Source organism: Mesorhizobium xinjiangense (assembly GCF_009749525.1).
GTDB lineage: Bacteria > Pseudomonadota > Alphaproteobacteria > Rhizobiales > Rhizobiaceae > Mangrovimarina > Mangrovimarina xinjiangensis.
Genome location: NZ_WOAC01000010.1, coordinates 112,115 through 127,370 on the forward strand (window position 1 = coordinate 112,115; position 15,256 = coordinate 127,370).

Here is a 15,256-nt window from a genome sequence, read left to right on the forward strand (position 1 = left end):
AAGGAAACCGCCGCAACCGCACTACTTTTATGCCGCGACATCCGGCGTGTGGAGCGGATCGCCAATCAAGGAACGGAGTTCGGTTTCGTCAAGCGTCTCCGTTTCGAGCAACCGGCGAGCCGCACGCTCAAGCAATTCGCGGCGCTCGGTGATAAGCGCTACCGCCCTGCCAAAAGCCTTCTCGATAATGTTGCGCACCTCTCCGTCGATCAAGTCGGCTGTGGCCTCACCATAGTCGCGCTCCTGCGGGAAACCGGGGAGCGGTGTGGAACTCAGAAAGGAGTGTTGGTCCTTTTCCAATGCCACATGACCAATTTTCTCCGACATGCCGTAGTGCGTCACCATCGCCCGCGCGATGTCGGTTACCCGGGCGAGGTCGTCAGCCGCGCCGGTTGACAGATGCTTGAATACGATCCACTCGGCCGCCCGGCCGCCGAGCAGTACAGCCATCTTGTTCTCCAGTTCCTCCCGTGTCATCAGAAAGCGGTCTTCCGTCGGCCGCTGGATGGTGTAGCCGAGGGCTCCCACACCACGCGGAATAATCGAAACCTTGTGAACGGGGTCTACGCCCGGCAGCGTCAGCGCGACCAGCGTGTGACCCATTTCGTGATAGGCGACAATCTCGCGCTCCTTCGGATTGAGCAGTCGATTGCGCTTTTCCAGCCCGGCCACGATACGCTCGATCGCATTGTTGAAGTCCTCCATCGTCACGGAGTCGGCCTTTCGCCGAGTCGCGAGCAGCGTCGCCTCATTGACGAGGTTGGCAAGGTCTGCGCCGGTGAAGCCCGGTGTAAGGGCAGCCACCTTCTCCGGATCTACGTTCGCGCCAAGCTTGGCTTTCTTCATATGGACCTGCAGGATCTGGATGCGTCCCCGCTTGTCCGGTCGGTCGATCAACACTTGCCGGTCGAACCGGCCGGCGCGCAGGAGCGCGGGGTCGAGGATTTCGGGTCGGTTGGTGGCGGCCAGAAGCACGACACCGGTCGACGCATCAAAGCCGTCCAGTTCGACAAGAAGCTGGTTCAGTGTCTGTTCCTTCTCGTCATGGCCGCCCATCATTGGTCCCGCACCGCGAGCCCGGCCGAGCGCGTCGAGCTCGTCGATGAAGATAATGGCGGGGGCTTTCGCGCGCGCCTGCTCGAATAGGTCGCGCACGCGGGCGGCTCCCACGCCGACGAACATCTCGACGAACTCGGAACCGGAGATCGAGAAGAATGGCACCTTTGCTTCGCCGGCCACGGCCCTGGCGATCAGCGTTTTGCCGGTACCGGGCGGTCCGAGCAACAGCACGCCCTTGGGCATACGCCCGCCCAGCCTGCCATATTCTTCCGGATTACGCAGGAACTCGATGATCTCCTGCAATTCCTCTTTCGCCTCGTCCACGCCTGCCACATCTTCGAAGGTGACCTTGGTATCGGTCTCGACATAAACCTTCGCCCTGCTTTTGCCGAGCTGCAGTAGACCACCGCCCGTACCACCGCCCATGCGCCGGATCACGAACACCCAGACGCCGACAAACAGCACCATCGGAATCACCCACGACAGGAGATCACGCAGGAATGTGCTCTCGATTTGCCCGGTGACGACGACATCGTGCTGCCGGAGCTGTTCGGCGAAGTCGGGCTCGACGCGCGTGGTGATGAACTTTGACTGACCGGCTGCAAGCGGTTGTTTGAATGTTCCCTGAACAAAGCGGTCCGACACTTGGAGTTCGGCGATCCGGCCGGCCTGCAAATGGCTCTCGAATTCGCTGTAAGGTATCTGTGCAACCTGCTGCGTGGTAGCGAATAGGTACTGGATCAACATCAGTCCGACAAAGGCCGCGAGCCAGTACCAGATGTTGAACTGTATCTTATTGTTCATCTTTTCGAACTCATCACCAAAACGGGTTAGAAGTCCCGGCAATCGCGACCGGCAATCTTCACCTGGGCCCAGCCGTCTCTTTCAATCCTGTCTATACGCTGAGGTCAGACGGTGAATTGCGCCATATCAATTTCATGAGGCTCCCCGCATCATCTCAAGCTTGCGTGAGGAGTTGATCGGTTCAGAGCACCACCGACAGCGTGCCGGCTCTGCGCAGAATCGCAGGCAAGTGGCTGCCTGAGGATCTGGTGGGCCGGAGATTCATGGATTTGCGCGTTGCTGCCAGGATTCCGCTTGCGCGAGATCAATTCCCGCCACCCAGAGTCGGGTAGAGTAGCTTTGTCGATTGGCAGGGAAGAACGCTCTCGACCTTCCAATTGCAGGAAGCTTCAGTTCCCAGAATATGAGGAAGGCAAGGCTTGCTTCTGGCTATTTTCTGCTGATCAACGTCGCGGATTCGCGGGCTCGGATAGCTGTCGACTTGCAGACCGGGAGTGTAATTGCCGACGGGTGAAGATAGCTACCAGACTAGCCTTGGTAGCCGAGGCAAGGGGAGACGAATGCAGGATGCCGATCACCACGCCGCAAGGCAGAACGCTCACCACGGACAGCACGCCGAGGCGCCCCTAACTGGCGACCGAAATCCTGACAGGGGCTCCGGCTCGGATCATGGGGTGCACGCCGGGCATGCCGATCATTCGGCCATGGTGGAAGACTTCCGCCGCAGATTCTGGGTGGCGCTGGCGCTGACGCCGCCGATCCTCATCCTATCGCCGATGATCCAGCACTGGCTGGGGTTGAGCGATATTCTGGCCTTCCCCGGTAGCGAGTTGCTGCTCTTCCTCCTGTCCAGCATCGTCTATTTCTACGGCGGCTGGCCCTTCATCAGCGGGTTTTCCTCGGAGCTGAAGGCCGGCAAGCCCGGCATGATGACGCTGATCGCGCTGGCGATCTCGGTCGCCTACTTCTATTCGGCGGCCGTGACGTTCGGGCTGCCCGGCATGTCCTTCTATTGGGAGCTTGCCACCCTTATCGCCATCATGCTGCTCGGTCACTGGCTGGAAATGCGCTCCGTTATGGGCGCCTCGCGGGCGTTGGAGGAACTGGTCAGGCTTCTCCCTGACACGGCGCTGCGGCTCGATGCCGAGGGCAACAGTCATGAGGTGGCGATCTCCGCACTTGCGCCCGGAGACCGTGTACTCGTCCGACCAGGCGCGAAAGTCCCGGTCGACGGCCGCGTCGCCGAGGGCGAAACCTCTTTCAACGAGTCGATGCTAACGGGCGAGTCGCGCCCGGTTTCCAAGAAGCCGGGAGACAGCGCGATCGGCGGTGCGATCAACGGCGCGGGCGCCGTGACGATCGAGGTGACGGCGACGGGAAGCAGCACATATCTCGCGCAGGTCATCGACATGGTGAAGCAGGCGCAGGCCAGCCGCTCACGCACGCAAGACATCGCCAATCGCGCCGCGGGCTGGCTCACCTATGTCGCGCTGATCGTCGGCTTCGGCTCATTGGCCTTCTGGGTGATGGCCGGCGAGACCTGGGAGTTCGCGATTGAGCGCATGGTCACCGTGATGGTGATCGCCTGTCCGCACGCGCTCGGCCTGGCGGTCCCGCTCGTCGTCGCCGTCAGCACCTCGCTCAGCGCCGGAAATGGGCTTCTCATCCGCGACCGCGCCGCCTTCGAGCGTGCGCGCAATCTCAACGCCGCCGTCTTCGACAAAACGGGAACGCTGACCGAGGGCAGGTTCGGCGTCAGCGATATCGTCATGCTCTCGGGCGAAGACGAGACGGATGCGCTGCGGCTCGCGGCTTCAGCGGAAAGCCAGTCGGAGCACCCGATCGCCCAGGGTATTGTGGCGGCCGCAAAAGAGCGGGGCCTCGCCTTTCCGAAGCCCGACAGCGTCCGCAATATTACCGGCGAAGGCATCGTTGCCGCGGTCCAGGGTGAGGAGCTCAGCATCGTCAGCCCAGGCCGTCTCGCACGGCAGGGTAAACTGATCGCCCACCCGCGCCTGAAGCAGCTCGAGGAGCAGGGCAAGACTGTGGTCGTTCTGGTCAGGGGTGGCGAGCCGCAGGCTCTGTTTGCGCTGGCCGACATCGCTCGGCCGGAATCGCGGGAGGCGGTGGCGCAGCTCAAGCAACTGGGCATCAGCCCGATCATGCTGACGGGCGACGCCGAGGGCGTAGCACGCTCGGTCTCCGCAGAGCTCGGCATCGACGAGTACTTCGCCGAGGTGCTGCCGGATCAGAAGGCCGCCAAGATCGGCGCACTCCAGGACAGAGGCCTGCGGGTGGCGATGGTGGGCGACGGCGTCAACGATGCGCCGGCCCTTGTACAGGCCGATCTCGGCGTGGCCATCGGCGCAGGCACGGACGTCGCCGTGGAGTCGGCCGACGTCGTTCTTGTCCGCAGCGATCCGCGCGATGTGGCCGCCATCCTCGGCCTGTCGCGGGCGACCTACCGCAAGATGGTGCAGAACCTGATCTGGGCGACCGGCTACAACGCGATCGCCATTCCCATGGCGGCGGGCATCACTTTCGGGACGGGCTTCTTAATGACGCCCGCCATCGGCGCCGTCTTCATGTCGGCCAGCACCATCATCGTCGCCATCAACGCCCAATTGTTACGGCTTTACGGACGAGGAAAGTAGGCGGCTTTATTTTTGGCCCCATGGCTTGATCCACATCATGGATGGGTCGCCATAGGCGTGGCAGCATTAATGAAGCCCACTGCGCGAGGGAAGGGAAGACATACGCCTTCTGCACGCCAATAGAAGCAAAAAACGCCCTCTGCGGCTCCAATTCGTCTCCGCCGCGCTGCATCGGCTGATGATCGCTTTCCTCTTGGCGGCGTCGATGATCCTTATCGATAGCTTCCACGCCCATGCCGGAAACTCTTGGACTTGCCCGCAAGGTGGCGTGCCGCGGCGTGAAGGTCTATCCAACCAGCACCGCGCACCGGATGCGCCCGCCCCCGCTAGGCATTTTGTTCGCGGATGGGACGGTCCTCGTCGACAAGGATGCGCGCGGCTGCGCCGTCCAGGTCTTCATACTGCCCGTCGCGCAACGACCAGAGGAAGGCGACGAGGGCGGTTATGCCCATCAGAATGGCGACGGGGATCAACCAGACGAGATAACTCATGAGGTGACCTCAGCCAGTTTCGGCGCACGCAGTTCAGTCGGTGTCAGCGTCCGCTCCCCGCCGCGTAGCCTGAGCGCGTTGGCGACGACGAGGATCGAGGAGGAAGACATGGCAATGGCGGCGACCAGCGGCGTGACATAGCCGGCCAGCGCCAGCGGCAGGACGGCGATATTGTAGGCCACCGTCATCGTCAGGTTCTGGCGCACCAGCACTGCCGCGCGTTGGGCCGTCGCAAGCGCCACGGGGACGGCGCTTAGCGCCCCGGTGAAGAAGACCATGTCGGCGGCGTTGCGTCCCACCTCCGCAGCGCTGCCCGGAGCCATGGAGACATGCGCGGCGGCAAGTGCCGGCGCATCGTTCAAACCGTCGCCGACCATCAGCACGGTGCGGCCCTGCCTGCGCAGTTCTTCCAGCCGCGCCACCTTGTCCGCCGGCAGCATCGCGGCCCGGCAGGTTTCGATACCGAGATGGTGCGCGGCGGCCGCGACAGTCCGCGCGCCGTCGCCGGACACGATCTCCACGGCGATGCCGCGCCCCAGGAGGGCACGGACGGCGCCTTTCGCGTCGGCGCGCGGCGTGTCGGTGAAGGAGAACGTGCCGAGGGGAACACCGTCGCGCGACAGGGCGCTCATACTCCGTTCGCTTGCAGCGGTGGTCTCCGCGCACGCCCAGGAGGGACGGCCGAGGCGGTAGAGTGCGCCGCCGATCCGTCCCTCGATCCCAAGGCCCGGCTGCTCGGCGAAGTCTTCCACCGGCAGGTCTTCGCCGGCCGGATCGAGCCGCGTGATGGCGCGCGCGGCGGGGTGGCGGGAGCGGGCCGCAAGGGCCGCGGCGGCGGCCAGGACGTGCTTCGGCACGGTGGAGGCGGCGACGCGCAGGTCGCCGAGCGTCAGTGTTCCGGTCTTGTCGAAAACGGCCGTGTCGATCTCGGCCAGCCGCTCCAGCGCGCCGCCCTCCTTGAGCGCGATGCCGTGCTCGAAGAGGCGGCGCGCGGCCATCACCTGCACCATCGGCACGGCGAGTCCCAGTGCACAGGGGCAGGTGATGATCAGCACCGAGACGGCGACGGTGAGCGCGCGGTGCCAGTCGCCGGTCGCCGCCATCCAGCCGATGAAGGCGGCAAGGGCCAGCGTGTGGATGACCGGCGAATAGAGGCTCGCCGCGCGGTCGGCGATCCGCCGATAGCGCGAGCGGCCGGCCTCGGCCGCTTCCATCATGCGCATCATCTCGGAGAGGAAGGAGTCCTCGGCGCTTCTCTCGGCGCGGAGGGACAGTGAGGCGTTCAGGTTCAGCATGCCGGCGCTGACCTTATCGCCGCGCGCGACGATGACTGGCACGGCCTCGCCCGTGACAAGCTGGGTATCCAGCTCGCCGCTGCCCTGCATGACGATGCTGTCGAGCGGGATGCGCTCGCCCGGGGCGACGAGCAGCGTCTCGCCCGGCACGATTGCCCTGACCTCCTTGTAGTCGCGCGCGCCGTCGGCCGACACGGTTACCGCCCCGCGCGGCATGATGCGCGCCAGCCCGACGATGGCGGTTCTGGCCTTGCGGCGCATCATGTGGTCGAGCGTGCGGCCGATGAGAAGGAAGAAGGTGAGCGAGACCACGGCGTCGAAATAGGCATGCGGCTCGTTCCGGAATGTGTCGTGCAGGCTGAGTGCCAGCGTGAGCAGGATGCCGACGGAGATCGGCACGTCCATGTTGGTGCGCCGCGCCTTGAGTGCAGACCACGCGGAGGCGAAGAAGACACGGCCGGAATAGGCGACCGCCGGCAGTGCCAGCAGCGCCGAGACGAGGTGGAAGGCGTGGCGGGTCTCGGCGTCCGCGCCCGACCAGACGGAGACCGAAAGCAGCATGATGTTCATCGCCGCGAAACCCGCCACCGCCGTGGCGCGCAGGAGACGACCGAACTCCGGGTCGTCGTCCGACTGGTCGTGTGTGTATAGCGTGGCGTCATAGCCCGCCCGCGCCAGCGCATCGAAGAAGGGTGGCACCGGACCGTCCTTGCGCCATTGCACCGCAACCCGGCGGGTGGAGAGGTTGAGCCTTGCGGCCTCCACGCCGGGCAGCGCCAGGAGCGCCTTCTCAATCGCACGAATACAGGCGCCGCAATGGGCCGCCGGCACGGAGAGGTCGGTCTGCATTAGCGTCTCGGACAGCGCGCGGCTTGCAAGACGCACCTCCTCGCCGGCGGGCCGGCCCGCCGGCGCAATGTCGGCTCCAGGGGCGCAGCAGCCCGCCATGGTCTCAGCTCCGGGCTATGGTTTCATAGGCATGCCAGGTGGCATGGCCCAGAAGCGGGAAGATGATCGCGAGGCCGAGAAGCCCGGTGGCGATGGCGACGAGGAAGAAGGCCAGCACGATACCGCCCCACATGAGCATGACGGGCAGGTTGTTCCACACCAGCGCCATGCTGGTGCCCATGGCCGTCAGCGCGTCGGTGCGCCGGTCTATCAGCATGGGAACGGCGAAGATGCTGATGGCGAAGGAAAAGGCGGCAAAGAGCCCACCGACAACGGTGCCGGTGAGAAGCATCGCCCAGCCAATGGGCGTCAAAATGAGCATCGGCATGATCTGGTCGAGGCCGGGGAAGGGCCGCAGGCCGAAGAAGAGGGCATAGATGAGGACGGCCGCGCGCATCCAGAAGACCATCAGAAGCGCAAGGATCAGCCCGACGAAGACGATCTGGCCGCCGGAGCGCACTGGAACGAAGAGCACGTGCCCGAGGCCGAGCGGCTCGTCCGCCGCCAGCCTGCGGCTTTTCTCGTAGGTGCCGATGGCGATCAGCGGGCCGACGATCATGAAACCGGAGAGCGCGGGAAACAGGATGTGGTCCCAGCCGGCGGCGAACATCACCGCCACGGTGAGCGCCGACAGGGCGAGCACGCCGAAACCGTAGACGAGGCTCAGGCCCGGCCGCGTGATGAAATCGCGCCAGCCGGCGCCCAGCCAGCGAAACGCTTCGGAGGGCGGCAGGTCGCGGCTGCGGATGGCCGGTGCTGCGGCCTCGACGTTGCTTGCGTGGATGTCGTTCGCCATGGTTCTTGCTCTCTTTCCCACCTTCAGCAGGCGGACTTCGCCGCGCGGAACTCACCGGGCCGCGTCTCGTCCGGCATCCTGATATGGTCGACGCAATCCGGCCGAGCCTCGAACGCCACATAGAGGAGGTGCGCATTCGCTCCGGCGAAGAGGGCGAGGGCGGTGGCCACGCCGGCCAGCACCCAAAGCCTCGTCCCGTATCGGCGCGTGATCTGCCTCATCGCGCAGCCCCCGCCCGGCCGCCGGCGATCTCCGTCACGTAGATCGCCAGGATCTTGCGGTCGGTCTCCGTCAACCGGTCTTCCCAGTGCGGCATGTGGCCCTGCCGGCCTTGCGAGACCGTGCCGATCAGGGACGCCCGGTCGCTGCCTATGAGCCAGGAATCGTCCATGAGGTCGGGCGCGCCCATGGCCGGGTCGCCACGCCCGTCCTCACCATGGCAAGCGGCGCAGTTCTCGGCAAAAAGCTGTGCGCCTTCCTTCACGCCCTTCGAGTCCAGCGGCCCCAGGTCGTCGATTCCTTGCGCATTGTTGCGGATGAAGGAAACGATCGAGGAGATCGCCGTCCGGTCGAGGATGCCGTCGCGGCCGAAGGCGGGCATCTGTGCGAAGCGCGTCTCGGGATGGGTGGAGTTGATGCCGATGCGCAGGGTCTCGGCCACGGTCTCCGGATCGCCGCCCCACAGCCAGGCATCGTCCGCGAGGCTCGGGAAGCCGGGATTGCCCTTCGCATCCGTGCCGTGGCAGGCGGCGCAATTGTCGCCGAAAAGCGTGCTGCCGGACTCGCGCACGATCCGCATCAGTTCTGGGCGCTTGGTGATCTCGGCGAAATCGAGCCGGGCAATCTCGTCTGTCCACGCCGCGCGCCGGGCGGCGGCTTCCTGCACAGCCTTTTCCACCGTTGCGCGCTGGTCGATGCCGAGCAGTCCCTTCGTGTAGGTGACGCCAAGCGGCCAGGCCGGCATCAGCACCCAGTAAACGATGGAGAACAAGGTCGTGACGATGAGGAAGAAGATGACGGCACGCGGGACGCGGTTGTCCAGTTCTTCGATGCCGTTCCATTCGTGTCCGGTCGTGTGCCGGCCGGTAATGGGGTCGCGCTCTCCTATCGCCATGGCCGGTCCTCCTTGTCGAGCACGCTCACCTTGGCGCGGGCGAAGCGCTTCCGGTTTCCCGGCCAGAAGGTATAGACCAGCACGCCGATGGAGAGCGCGACGAGGTAGAAGAGCCCCCAGCTCTTGGCGAGCGCGACGAGGGTGTCGTGGCCGATGTCCATCATTCCGTCTCCTCTGCCCGTACGACTTGTTCGCCGGTCCGCTTCTCGTGGGCTGCGTCGGTCAACTGCCCGACGATCTGCAGATAGGCGACCAGCGCGTCCATCTCGGTGAGCCGTCCCGGATCGCCGTCGAAGGCGCGGATATTGGTGTCTTCGCCGTAGCGCTCGGCCACGCCCTCGGCCATGTCGCTGTCGGGATAGGCCTGAGCGAAGGCGTCGCGCGCTGCGTTCTCGATCATCGCGTCCCTATAGGGTACCCCCACCCGAAGCATGGCCATGAGATGGTCCGGCAGGTCGTCGGTCTTGAGGGTGTTGCGTTGAAGCCAGGCATAGGCCGGCATCTTGGATTCGGGCACCACGGCGCGTGGATCGACGAGGTGTGCAACGTGCCATTCGTCGGAATATTTGCCGCCGACGCGGGCGAGGTCCGGGCCGGTGCGCTTCGATCCCCACAACATTGGATGGTCGTACTGGGATTCCACGGCCAGCGAATAGGGGCCGTAGCGTTCCACCTCGTCGCGCAGCGTGCGGATCATCTGGCTGTGGCAGGCATAGCAGCCCTCACGGATGTAGATGTTGCGGCCGGCAAGCTCCAGCGGCGTGTAGACCCGCATGTCCTCGACCTCCTCGACGGTCTCGTCGATGGTGAAGAGCGGCGCGATCTCGACCAGCCCGCCGATGCTCGCGACAACGACAATGGCCAGCACGAAGCCGATGGTCGAGCGTTCCAGTTTCCTGTGTGCTTCAGGCATATCCTTACTCCCCCGGCACGAGCGGACGGTCGGTACCGAGCGCTTCCGCGCGCCGGCTGAGCGGCAGCGGCTCGTGCCTGATCGTCATGAAGATGTTGTAGGTGCCGACCGCTGCACCGATCAGGAAGAAGAGCCCGCCGAGGGTGCGCGCGATGTAATAGGGATGCATGGCGACCAGCGACTCGATGAAGGAGTAGGTCAGCGTTCCGCTGTCATTGTAGGTGCGCCACATCAGCCCCTGGATGATGCCGGAATTCCACATGGCGAAAACGTAGATCAGCGTGCCGATCACCGCGCACCAGAAGTGCACCTCCACCAGCGTGCTGGAATACATGCGCGCGCGCTTCCACATGGCCGGCGTCAGCGTATAAAGCGCTCCGAAGGTGATCATCGCCACCCAACCGAGCGCCCCGGCATGGACGTGGCCGACGGTCCAGTCGGTGTAGTGCGAGAGCGAGTTGACGGCACGGATCGCGAGGAACGAGCCTTCGAAGGTCGACAGGCCGTAGAACACGGCCGCGACCATCATGAAGCGCAGCGTGGCATCGTCGCGCACCTTGTGCCACGCGCCGTTGAGGGTGAGAAGCGCGTTGGCGGCCGAAGCCCAGGAGGGCACGAGCAGCACCACCGAGAAGGTCATACCCAGCGTCTGCACCCAGTGAGGGAGGGCAGTGTAGTGCAGGTGGTGCGAGCCCGCCCACATATACATGAAGGTGATGCCCCAAAAGCTGATGATCGACAGCCGGTAGGAATAGATCGGCCGCTCAGCACGCTTCGGCAGGTAGTAATACATCATGCCCAGGAAGCCGGCGGTGAGGAAGAAGGCGACGGCGTTGTGGCCGTACCACCACTGTGTCATAGCGTCCTGCACGCCGGAGAAGGCGGAGTAGGCCTTGGCATTGCCGAAGGAGACCGGCACGGCGAGGTTGTTGACGATATGCAGGATCGCCACAACCAGGATGAAGGCCATGTAATACCAGTTGGCCACATAGATGTGGGGCTCCTTGCGGCGGGCGAGCGTGCGGATATAGAGCGCGAAATAGGCGACCCAGACGACCACCAGCCAGATATCGGCGTACCATTCCGGCTCGGCATATTCCTTCGACTGCGTGATGCCGGCGAAATAGCCGGAGACGGCGAGCAGGCAGAAAAGGTTGTAGCCGAGCAGCACGAACCAGGGACTCACCTGGTCGGGCAGGCGAGCGCGTGAGGTGCGCTGCACGACATGCAGCGAGGTGGCGATCAGCGCATTGCCGCCGAAGCCGAAGATGACGGCCGTCGTGTGCGCCGGGCGCAGGCGCCCGAAGCTCGCCCAGGCCGCATCGAAGGTCAGCTCCGGCCAGGCCAGAAGCGCGGCCACCCACACGCCGATGAACATGCCGAAGATGGCCCACAGCATCGTCAGCACGATGCCGAAGCGGATCGGATCGTCGTAATATTCGGCAAGCCGGTTCTCGTCCGGCTCCGGCGCGTCGAGATTTCGCAAAAGCGCGATCATCACGAGCGCGCCGAAGACTACGATCAGCAAGCCCTGATAACCCAGCACGTCGTTGCGGCCCGCGATCCCGAGCGCCGCACCCATCAATGTGACGAGCCCGGCGAGCACGAGTCCGATCTGTCTTTCTGTGGCGGTCAGTCCTGCGATCAAAGTCGTACCCCTTGTCTATTCTGCCCTTTGCGGTGCCTTGCCGTGCTCCATTTGAAGCAGCAGTCCGAGCGCATCTTTGTTCTGGATCAAATCCGCCAGCGAGTATTTGTCGAAGACGGCGAGATAGGCTTGGAGCGCCTCGTGCACGACACCCTTCAGCCGGCATGCCGGGGAGAGAAGGCATGCGCCGCCATCCGTTTTCATGCATTCCACCATCGCAAAATCGTCCTCGGTGGCGCGGATGATGGCGCCGATATTGATGTCTTCCGGCCTGCGCGCCAGCGCTATACCGCCGGAACGGCCGCGCGTTGTCGTGATGACGCTAAGGTTGCGCAACTTCAGCGCCACCTTCAGGAGGTGGTTGCGCGAAAGCCCATAGGACTCGGCCACCTGCTGGACCGTCACCGGCTCGCCGTCGCGAACGCCGAGCATCATCAGCATGCGCAGCGCATAGTCGGTGTGAAGCGTCATGCGCATGGGCCTACTCCGATGCCGAGGCGGCGGGTGGGCTGGCCAACCGCAAAAGGCCGCCGAGCCCGATGGCCAGAAGGAGCAAGGCCTTCACGACCTCCGCCGAGGCATAAAGCAAGTGATGCGGGCTGGAGGGCAGCGGTTCGCCGGCGATGATTACTGCCACGCGCGCATCGAGCACCGGCAGCAGCCAGAAGAATTCGGCGACGAGCAGCGCAATGATGCCAATCGCCGCCGCAATCATCCAGCCGTTCAGGCGCGGCAACACGACAACGGGAAGAAGGAGCACGGCCGGAATCCATTCGATGCGCGAGAAGAGAGCAAAGGTGACGCGGCCCACATCCAGCGCCACCGGCAGGTCGAGCGAGGGCGCCTGGAATTTCACTGGCGTGGCGAGAAAGGAAACGCCGACAAGCATACCAAGCCAGACGAGGGCGACGGAGGCCGCCGCTGCGTTGGCGAATCGCTTATTTCGGGTCATGATCGGCAGGCTCCTTCCCGGCCGCATCGAGGGTGAAGAACATGGCAAGCTGCAGGCTCCTGGCGATCCGCTCGGCGCGGTCGATGAAGACGCCGGCCACCTCCGGTGAACAGCGTTCCTGCACGGTCTGGCGGAAGAGGCCGAGCCAGATGGCGAAGTCGGATTCCCGCACCTCCTTGAGCTTTAGGTGCGTCGGGACGGGACGGCCCTGATATTCCCCGGTCTTCAGGATCACCGAGCACCAGAAGTCGGTCATCTTCTCCAGATGCGGCTCCCAGTCGCCGGCAATATGGCGGGCGAAGATCGGCCCCAGCCGCTTGTCTTTGCGCACGCGGGCGTAGAAGTCGCGCACGATCCCGCCGATGAAGGCGCGGTCGACATCTTCGGCGGCGATCGGTTTTTCCGGCTTCGGCCGTGCAGCTTCGATGCGAAGATTGCTCATGGATCATCCAATAAGTGGTAAATTTGATACCACTATTAACGGCCGATCAAACGGACTTCAACGGAAGTGATGTCGCACCTGGCGGAACGTCATTGGCGCGGTATGCTGGTGGTCAAGGAAACCGACGGAGCCCGGTTCAGTCCGGGACCGCTGCCTTCGCCGAGTGCCCGCAGGGCATTGAGAATGACCGCTATATCGATCCCTTCCTGCAGGAGGGCGCCTGCGACCGGCGTAATCAGACCAAAGGCGGCGGCGATCATCGCCACTCCCGAGAGGCTCAGGCCGACGACGATGCTTTGCAGGGCGATCGCGCGCGTGCGGTGCGCGATCTGCAGGGCCTCGCCCACCGGGCGCAGGCGGTCGGTCAGGATCACGACATCCGCGGTTTGCGAGGAAGCGGTAGCGCCACGCGCGCCCATGGCAACGCCAACCGTGGCAGCGGCCAGGGCGGGGGCATCGTTGATGCCGTCGCCGATCATCATGGTCGGCGCCTGCCGCATCTCGTCTTGTACCGCTTTGACCTTTTCCGACGGGCTTGCTTCGGCGATCACGGCATCGATGTCGAGCTGTGCGGCCACGCGTGTCGCGGCCTGGTGATCATCTCCCGTCAGCATGACCGTCCGGCTTATGCCGGCCGATTTCAAGGTGCGCAGTGTCTCGGCGGCGTCGCCGCGCAAGGCGTCGCCGAAGGTCAAGACACCGGCAAGGCGGCCGTCAAGGGCAACATAGACCCTGAGCACCGGCTGGCCGCCATAACGTTTTTCGCCGTCCGTTGCCCAGATCGGTGCGAGGCTATCGCCCAATACGAGAGCGCGCGAGCCGGCACGGATCTGCGTTTCGCCAACGGTGCCTTCCAGCCCGGCGCCGCGGTGTTCCCTCACCCTGGCGGGATGTGACAGCGTCAGATTGCGGGTACGCGCCTCGCCAGCGATGGCGTCCGCCAGCACGTGATGGGAAGCCTGCTCCAGGGAGGCGAGCAGTCGCAGCACCTCCTCCGGATCGTGGCCTGGTGCGGTCTCCTGTTCCACCAGCTGGGCGCCGCCGCGGGTGAGCGTGCCGGTCTTGTCGAAGACGGCGGTACGCGCTCGCGCGAGCGCCTCCAGTGCTTCGCTGCCCTTCATCAGAATGCCGGCGCGCGCTGCCCGCGAAACACCACCGATGAACGCGACCGGGGCCGCGAGGATGAGCGGGCAAGGTGTTGCAACGACCAGAACGGCGAGCGCGCGGATAGGATCGCTCGAGGCATACCACGCGAGCGCGGCGACAATCAGCGTGGCCGGCAACAGGAGAAGGGCAAAGCGGTCCGCCATGCGGATGAAGGGCGCCTTGGCCGTCTGGGCAACGGCGACCATGCGCACGATTCCTGCATATGTGCTCCGGTCAGCGGGAGCCGACGCTCGCATCGTGAAAGCCTCACCGGCATTGACGGTGCCGCTGCGGAGGTAGTCCCCCGCGCGCCGGTTTTCCGGCAATGGCTCGCCGGTGACGGCTTGCTCATCGATCTTTGCCGTCGCGTCGAGCAGATGGCCGTCCACCGGCAACACATCGCCGGCGCGAACGAGAATCTCGTCGCCAACATGAACATCATCGACCGGAATCGTCTCGACCGCTTCCGCGGATTTCCGGCGCGCAAATCGCGGAGACCTGTCGGTCAGCGCCTTGAGGTTGCGCTCGGCCCGGCCGCGCGCGAAGTCCTCCAATACCGTGCCACCGGCATACATGATCGCCACCACAATCGCGGCAAGCGACTGGTCGAGCAGCAGCGCCGCCGACATCGAAGTGAACGCGATCGCATCGACGCCGAACCGGCCGATCCAGAAGTCGCGCAGGATCGAGATCAGGAGCACCGCCACGACGGGCAGCGTCGCCGCCGTCCAGAACACCTCCGGCCGAAGGAGAGGAAAAGCGCCTGCACGAAAGCCAAGCTGCAGGGCGAGGCCGCTAGCAAGCCCCAGTATCGCGGTTGCGAGCAGTATGCGCCTCAGAAGAAATTCGGAGGCCCAACCCCCTGCGCCAGCCGGATCGCCCACCGGTTAAAGTTCCCGCCACAGAACGGCGATCGCGAGCGCGAAGACACGCTCGAGGGGCGATTCGATCGCGTCACTTCTATTATTGCTGCCGGAAGCGACGATTTGGCTCG

Annotated in this window: 15 protein-coding genes; 1 reads left to right on the forward strand and 14 read right to left on the reverse strand. The window is 64.6% G+C overall.

Annotated features, from left to right (window positions below):
• Positions 1–27: 27 nt before the first annotated feature.
• Positions 28–1,863, reverse strand: a complete 1,836-nt coding sequence (gene ftsH / locus GM909_RS12385; protein ID WP_157016695.1) for an ATP-dependent zinc metalloprotease FtsH — start codon at positions 1,861–1,863, stop codon at positions 28–30.
• Positions 1,864–2,423: 560 nt separating this feature from the next.
• Between ftsH and GM909_RS12390 the strand changes: the two genes are divergently transcribed.
• A complete protein-coding gene (locus GM909_RS12390) occupies positions 2,424–4,517 on the forward strand; it encodes a heavy metal translocating P-type ATPase (protein ID WP_157016696.1) in 2,094 nt (697 codons plus the stop codon).
• Here GM909_RS12390 and GM909_RS12395 read toward each other — a convergent pair.
• The 13 genes from GM909_RS12395 to GM909_RS12455 all read right to left on the reverse strand — a co-directional run bounded on the left by GM909_RS12395 (position 4,477) and on the right by GM909_RS12455 (position 14,891).
• A complete protein-coding gene (locus tag GM909_RS12395) occupies positions 4,477–4,752 on the reverse strand; it encodes a hypothetical protein (protein WP_157016697.1) in 276 nt (91 codons plus the stop codon). The two genes, GM909_RS12390 and GM909_RS12395, sit on opposite strands and share 41 nt — an antisense overlap.
• A gap of 91 nt (positions 4,753–4,843) precedes the next feature.
• Positions 4,844–5,008 carry a cbb3-type cytochrome oxidase assembly protein CcoS gene (gene ccoS / locus GM909_RS12400; protein ID WP_157016698.1) on the reverse strand — a complete coding sequence of 55 codons (165 nt, stop codon included), beginning with the start codon at positions 5,006–5,008 and terminating at the stop codon, positions 4,844–4,846.
• A complete protein-coding gene (locus GM909_RS12405) occupies positions 5,005–7,251 on the reverse strand; it encodes a heavy metal translocating P-type ATPase (RefSeq protein ID WP_157016699.1) in 2,247 nt (748 codons plus the stop codon). Before GM909_RS12405 ends, ccoS begins: the two co-directional genes overlap by 4 nt.
• Positions 7,252–7,255: 4 nt before the next feature.
• A complete protein-coding gene (locus GM909_RS12410) occupies positions 7,256–8,047 on the reverse strand; it encodes a DUF2189 domain-containing protein (protein WP_157016700.1) in 792 nt (263 codons plus the stop codon).
• 23 nt (positions 8,048–8,070) lie between these two features.
• The gene (locus GM909_RS12415) at positions 8,071–8,268 is read right to left on the reverse strand and encodes a hypothetical protein (RefSeq protein WP_157016701.1); all 198 of its coding nucleotides are present in this window, start codon (positions 8,266–8,268) and stop codon (positions 8,071–8,073) included.
• Positions 8,265–9,161 (reverse strand): cytochrome-c oxidase, cbb3-type subunit III, encoded by an 897-nt coding sequence (ccoP, locus tag GM909_RS12420; protein ID WP_198174229.1) that lies wholly within the window; start codon positions 9,159–9,161, stop codon positions 8,265–8,267. The genes GM909_RS12415 and ccoP overlap by 4 nt, the downstream gene beginning before the upstream one ends.
• On the reverse strand, positions 9,152–9,322 hold the full coding sequence (locus tag GM909_RS12425; protein WP_157016748.1) for a cbb3-type cytochrome c oxidase subunit 3: 171 nt from the start codon (positions 9,320–9,322) through the stop codon (positions 9,152–9,154). The genes ccoP and GM909_RS12425 overlap by 10 nt, the downstream gene beginning before the upstream one ends.
• The gene (gene ccoO, locus GM909_RS12430; RefSeq protein WP_157016702.1) at positions 9,322–10,074 is read right to left on the reverse strand and encodes a cytochrome-c oxidase, cbb3-type subunit II; all 753 of its coding nucleotides are present in this window, start codon (positions 10,072–10,074) and stop codon (positions 9,322–9,324) included. Before ccoO ends, GM909_RS12425 begins: the two co-directional genes overlap by 1 nt.
• Positions 10,075–10,078: 4 nt before the next feature.
• Positions 10,079–11,722, reverse strand: coding sequence for a cytochrome-c oxidase, cbb3-type subunit I (gene ccoN, locus GM909_RS12435; protein WP_157016703.1), 1,644 nt, complete (start codon positions 11,720–11,722; stop codon positions 10,079–10,081).
• A 15-nt stretch (positions 11,723–11,737) separates the two neighbouring features.
• Positions 11,738–12,199 carry an RrF2 family transcriptional regulator gene (locus tag GM909_RS12440; protein ID WP_157016704.1) on the reverse strand — a complete coding sequence of 154 codons (462 nt, stop codon included), beginning with the start codon at positions 12,197–12,199 and terminating at the stop codon, positions 11,738–11,740.
• A 4-nt stretch (positions 12,200–12,203) separates the two neighbouring features.
• Positions 12,204–12,674, reverse strand: a complete 471-nt coding sequence (locus tag GM909_RS12445; protein ID WP_157016705.1) for a hypothetical protein — start codon at positions 12,672–12,674, stop codon at positions 12,204–12,206.
• Positions 12,661–13,116 carry a group III truncated hemoglobin gene (locus GM909_RS12450; protein WP_157016706.1) on the reverse strand — a complete coding sequence of 152 codons (456 nt, stop codon included), beginning with the start codon at positions 13,114–13,116 and terminating at the stop codon, positions 12,661–12,663. Before GM909_RS12450 ends, GM909_RS12445 begins: the two co-directional genes overlap by 14 nt.
• An 89-nt stretch (positions 13,117–13,205) precedes the next feature.
• On the reverse strand, positions 13,206–14,891 hold the full coding sequence (locus GM909_RS12455; RefSeq protein ID WP_235911871.1) for a heavy metal translocating P-type ATPase: 1,686 nt from the start codon (positions 14,889–14,891) through the stop codon (positions 13,206–13,208).
• Positions 14,892–15,256 lie beyond the last annotated feature (365 nt).

What these genes read in the sequence shown, in the direction of transcription:
- ftsH (WP_157016695.1), bottom strand. Translation starts at nt 1,863, where the DNA reads ATGAACAATAAGATACAGTTCAACATCTGGTACTGGCTCGCGGCCTTT.
- GM909_RS12390 (WP_157016696.1), top strand. Translation starts at nt 2,424, where the DNA reads ATGCAGGATGCCGATCACCACGCCGCAAGGCAGAACGCTCACCACGGA.
- GM909_RS12395 (WP_157016697.1), bottom strand. Translation starts at nt 4,752, where the DNA reads ATGGGCGTGGAAGCTATCGATAAGGATCATCGACGCCGCCAAGAGGAA.
- ccoS (WP_157016698.1), bottom strand. Translation starts at nt 5,008, where the DNA reads ATGAGTTATCTCGTCTGGTTGATCCCCGTCGCCATTCTGATGGGCATA.
- GM909_RS12405 (WP_157016699.1), bottom strand. Translation starts at nt 7,251, where the DNA reads ATGGCGGGCTGCTGCGCCCCTGGAGCCGACATTGCGCCGGCGGGCCGG.
- GM909_RS12410 (WP_157016700.1), bottom strand. Translation starts at nt 8,047, where the DNA reads ATGGCGAACGACATCCACGCAAGCAACGTCGAGGCCGCAGCACCGGCC.
- GM909_RS12415 (WP_157016701.1), bottom strand. Translation starts at nt 8,268, where the DNA reads ATGAGGCAGATCACGCGCCGATACGGGACGAGGCTTTGGGTGCTGGCC.
- ccoP (WP_198174229.1), bottom strand. Translation starts at nt 9,161, where the DNA reads ATGGCGATAGGAGAGCGCGACCCCATTACCGGCCGGCACACGACCGGA.
- GM909_RS12425 (WP_157016748.1), bottom strand. Translation starts at nt 9,322, where the DNA reads ATGGACATCGGCCACGACACCCTCGTCGCGCTCGCCAAGAGCTGGGGG.
- ccoO (WP_157016702.1), bottom strand. Translation starts at nt 10,074, where the DNA reads ATGCCTGAAGCACACAGGAAACTGGAACGCTCGACCATCGGCTTCGTG.
- GM909_RS12440 (WP_157016704.1), bottom strand. Translation starts at nt 12,199, where the DNA reads ATGCGCATGACGCTTCACACCGACTATGCGCTGCGCATGCTGATGATG.
- GM909_RS12445 (WP_157016705.1), bottom strand. Translation starts at nt 12,674, where the DNA reads ATGACCCGAAATAAGCGATTCGCCAACGCAGCGGCGGCCTCCGTCGCC.
- GM909_RS12450 (WP_157016706.1), bottom strand. Translation starts at nt 13,116, where the DNA reads ATGAGCAATCTTCGCATCGAAGCTGCACGGCCGAAGCCGGAAAAACCG.
- GM909_RS12455 (WP_235911871.1), bottom strand. Translation starts at nt 14,891, where the DNA reads ATGTCGGCGGCGCTGCTGCTCGACCAGTCGCTTGCCGCGATTGTGGTG.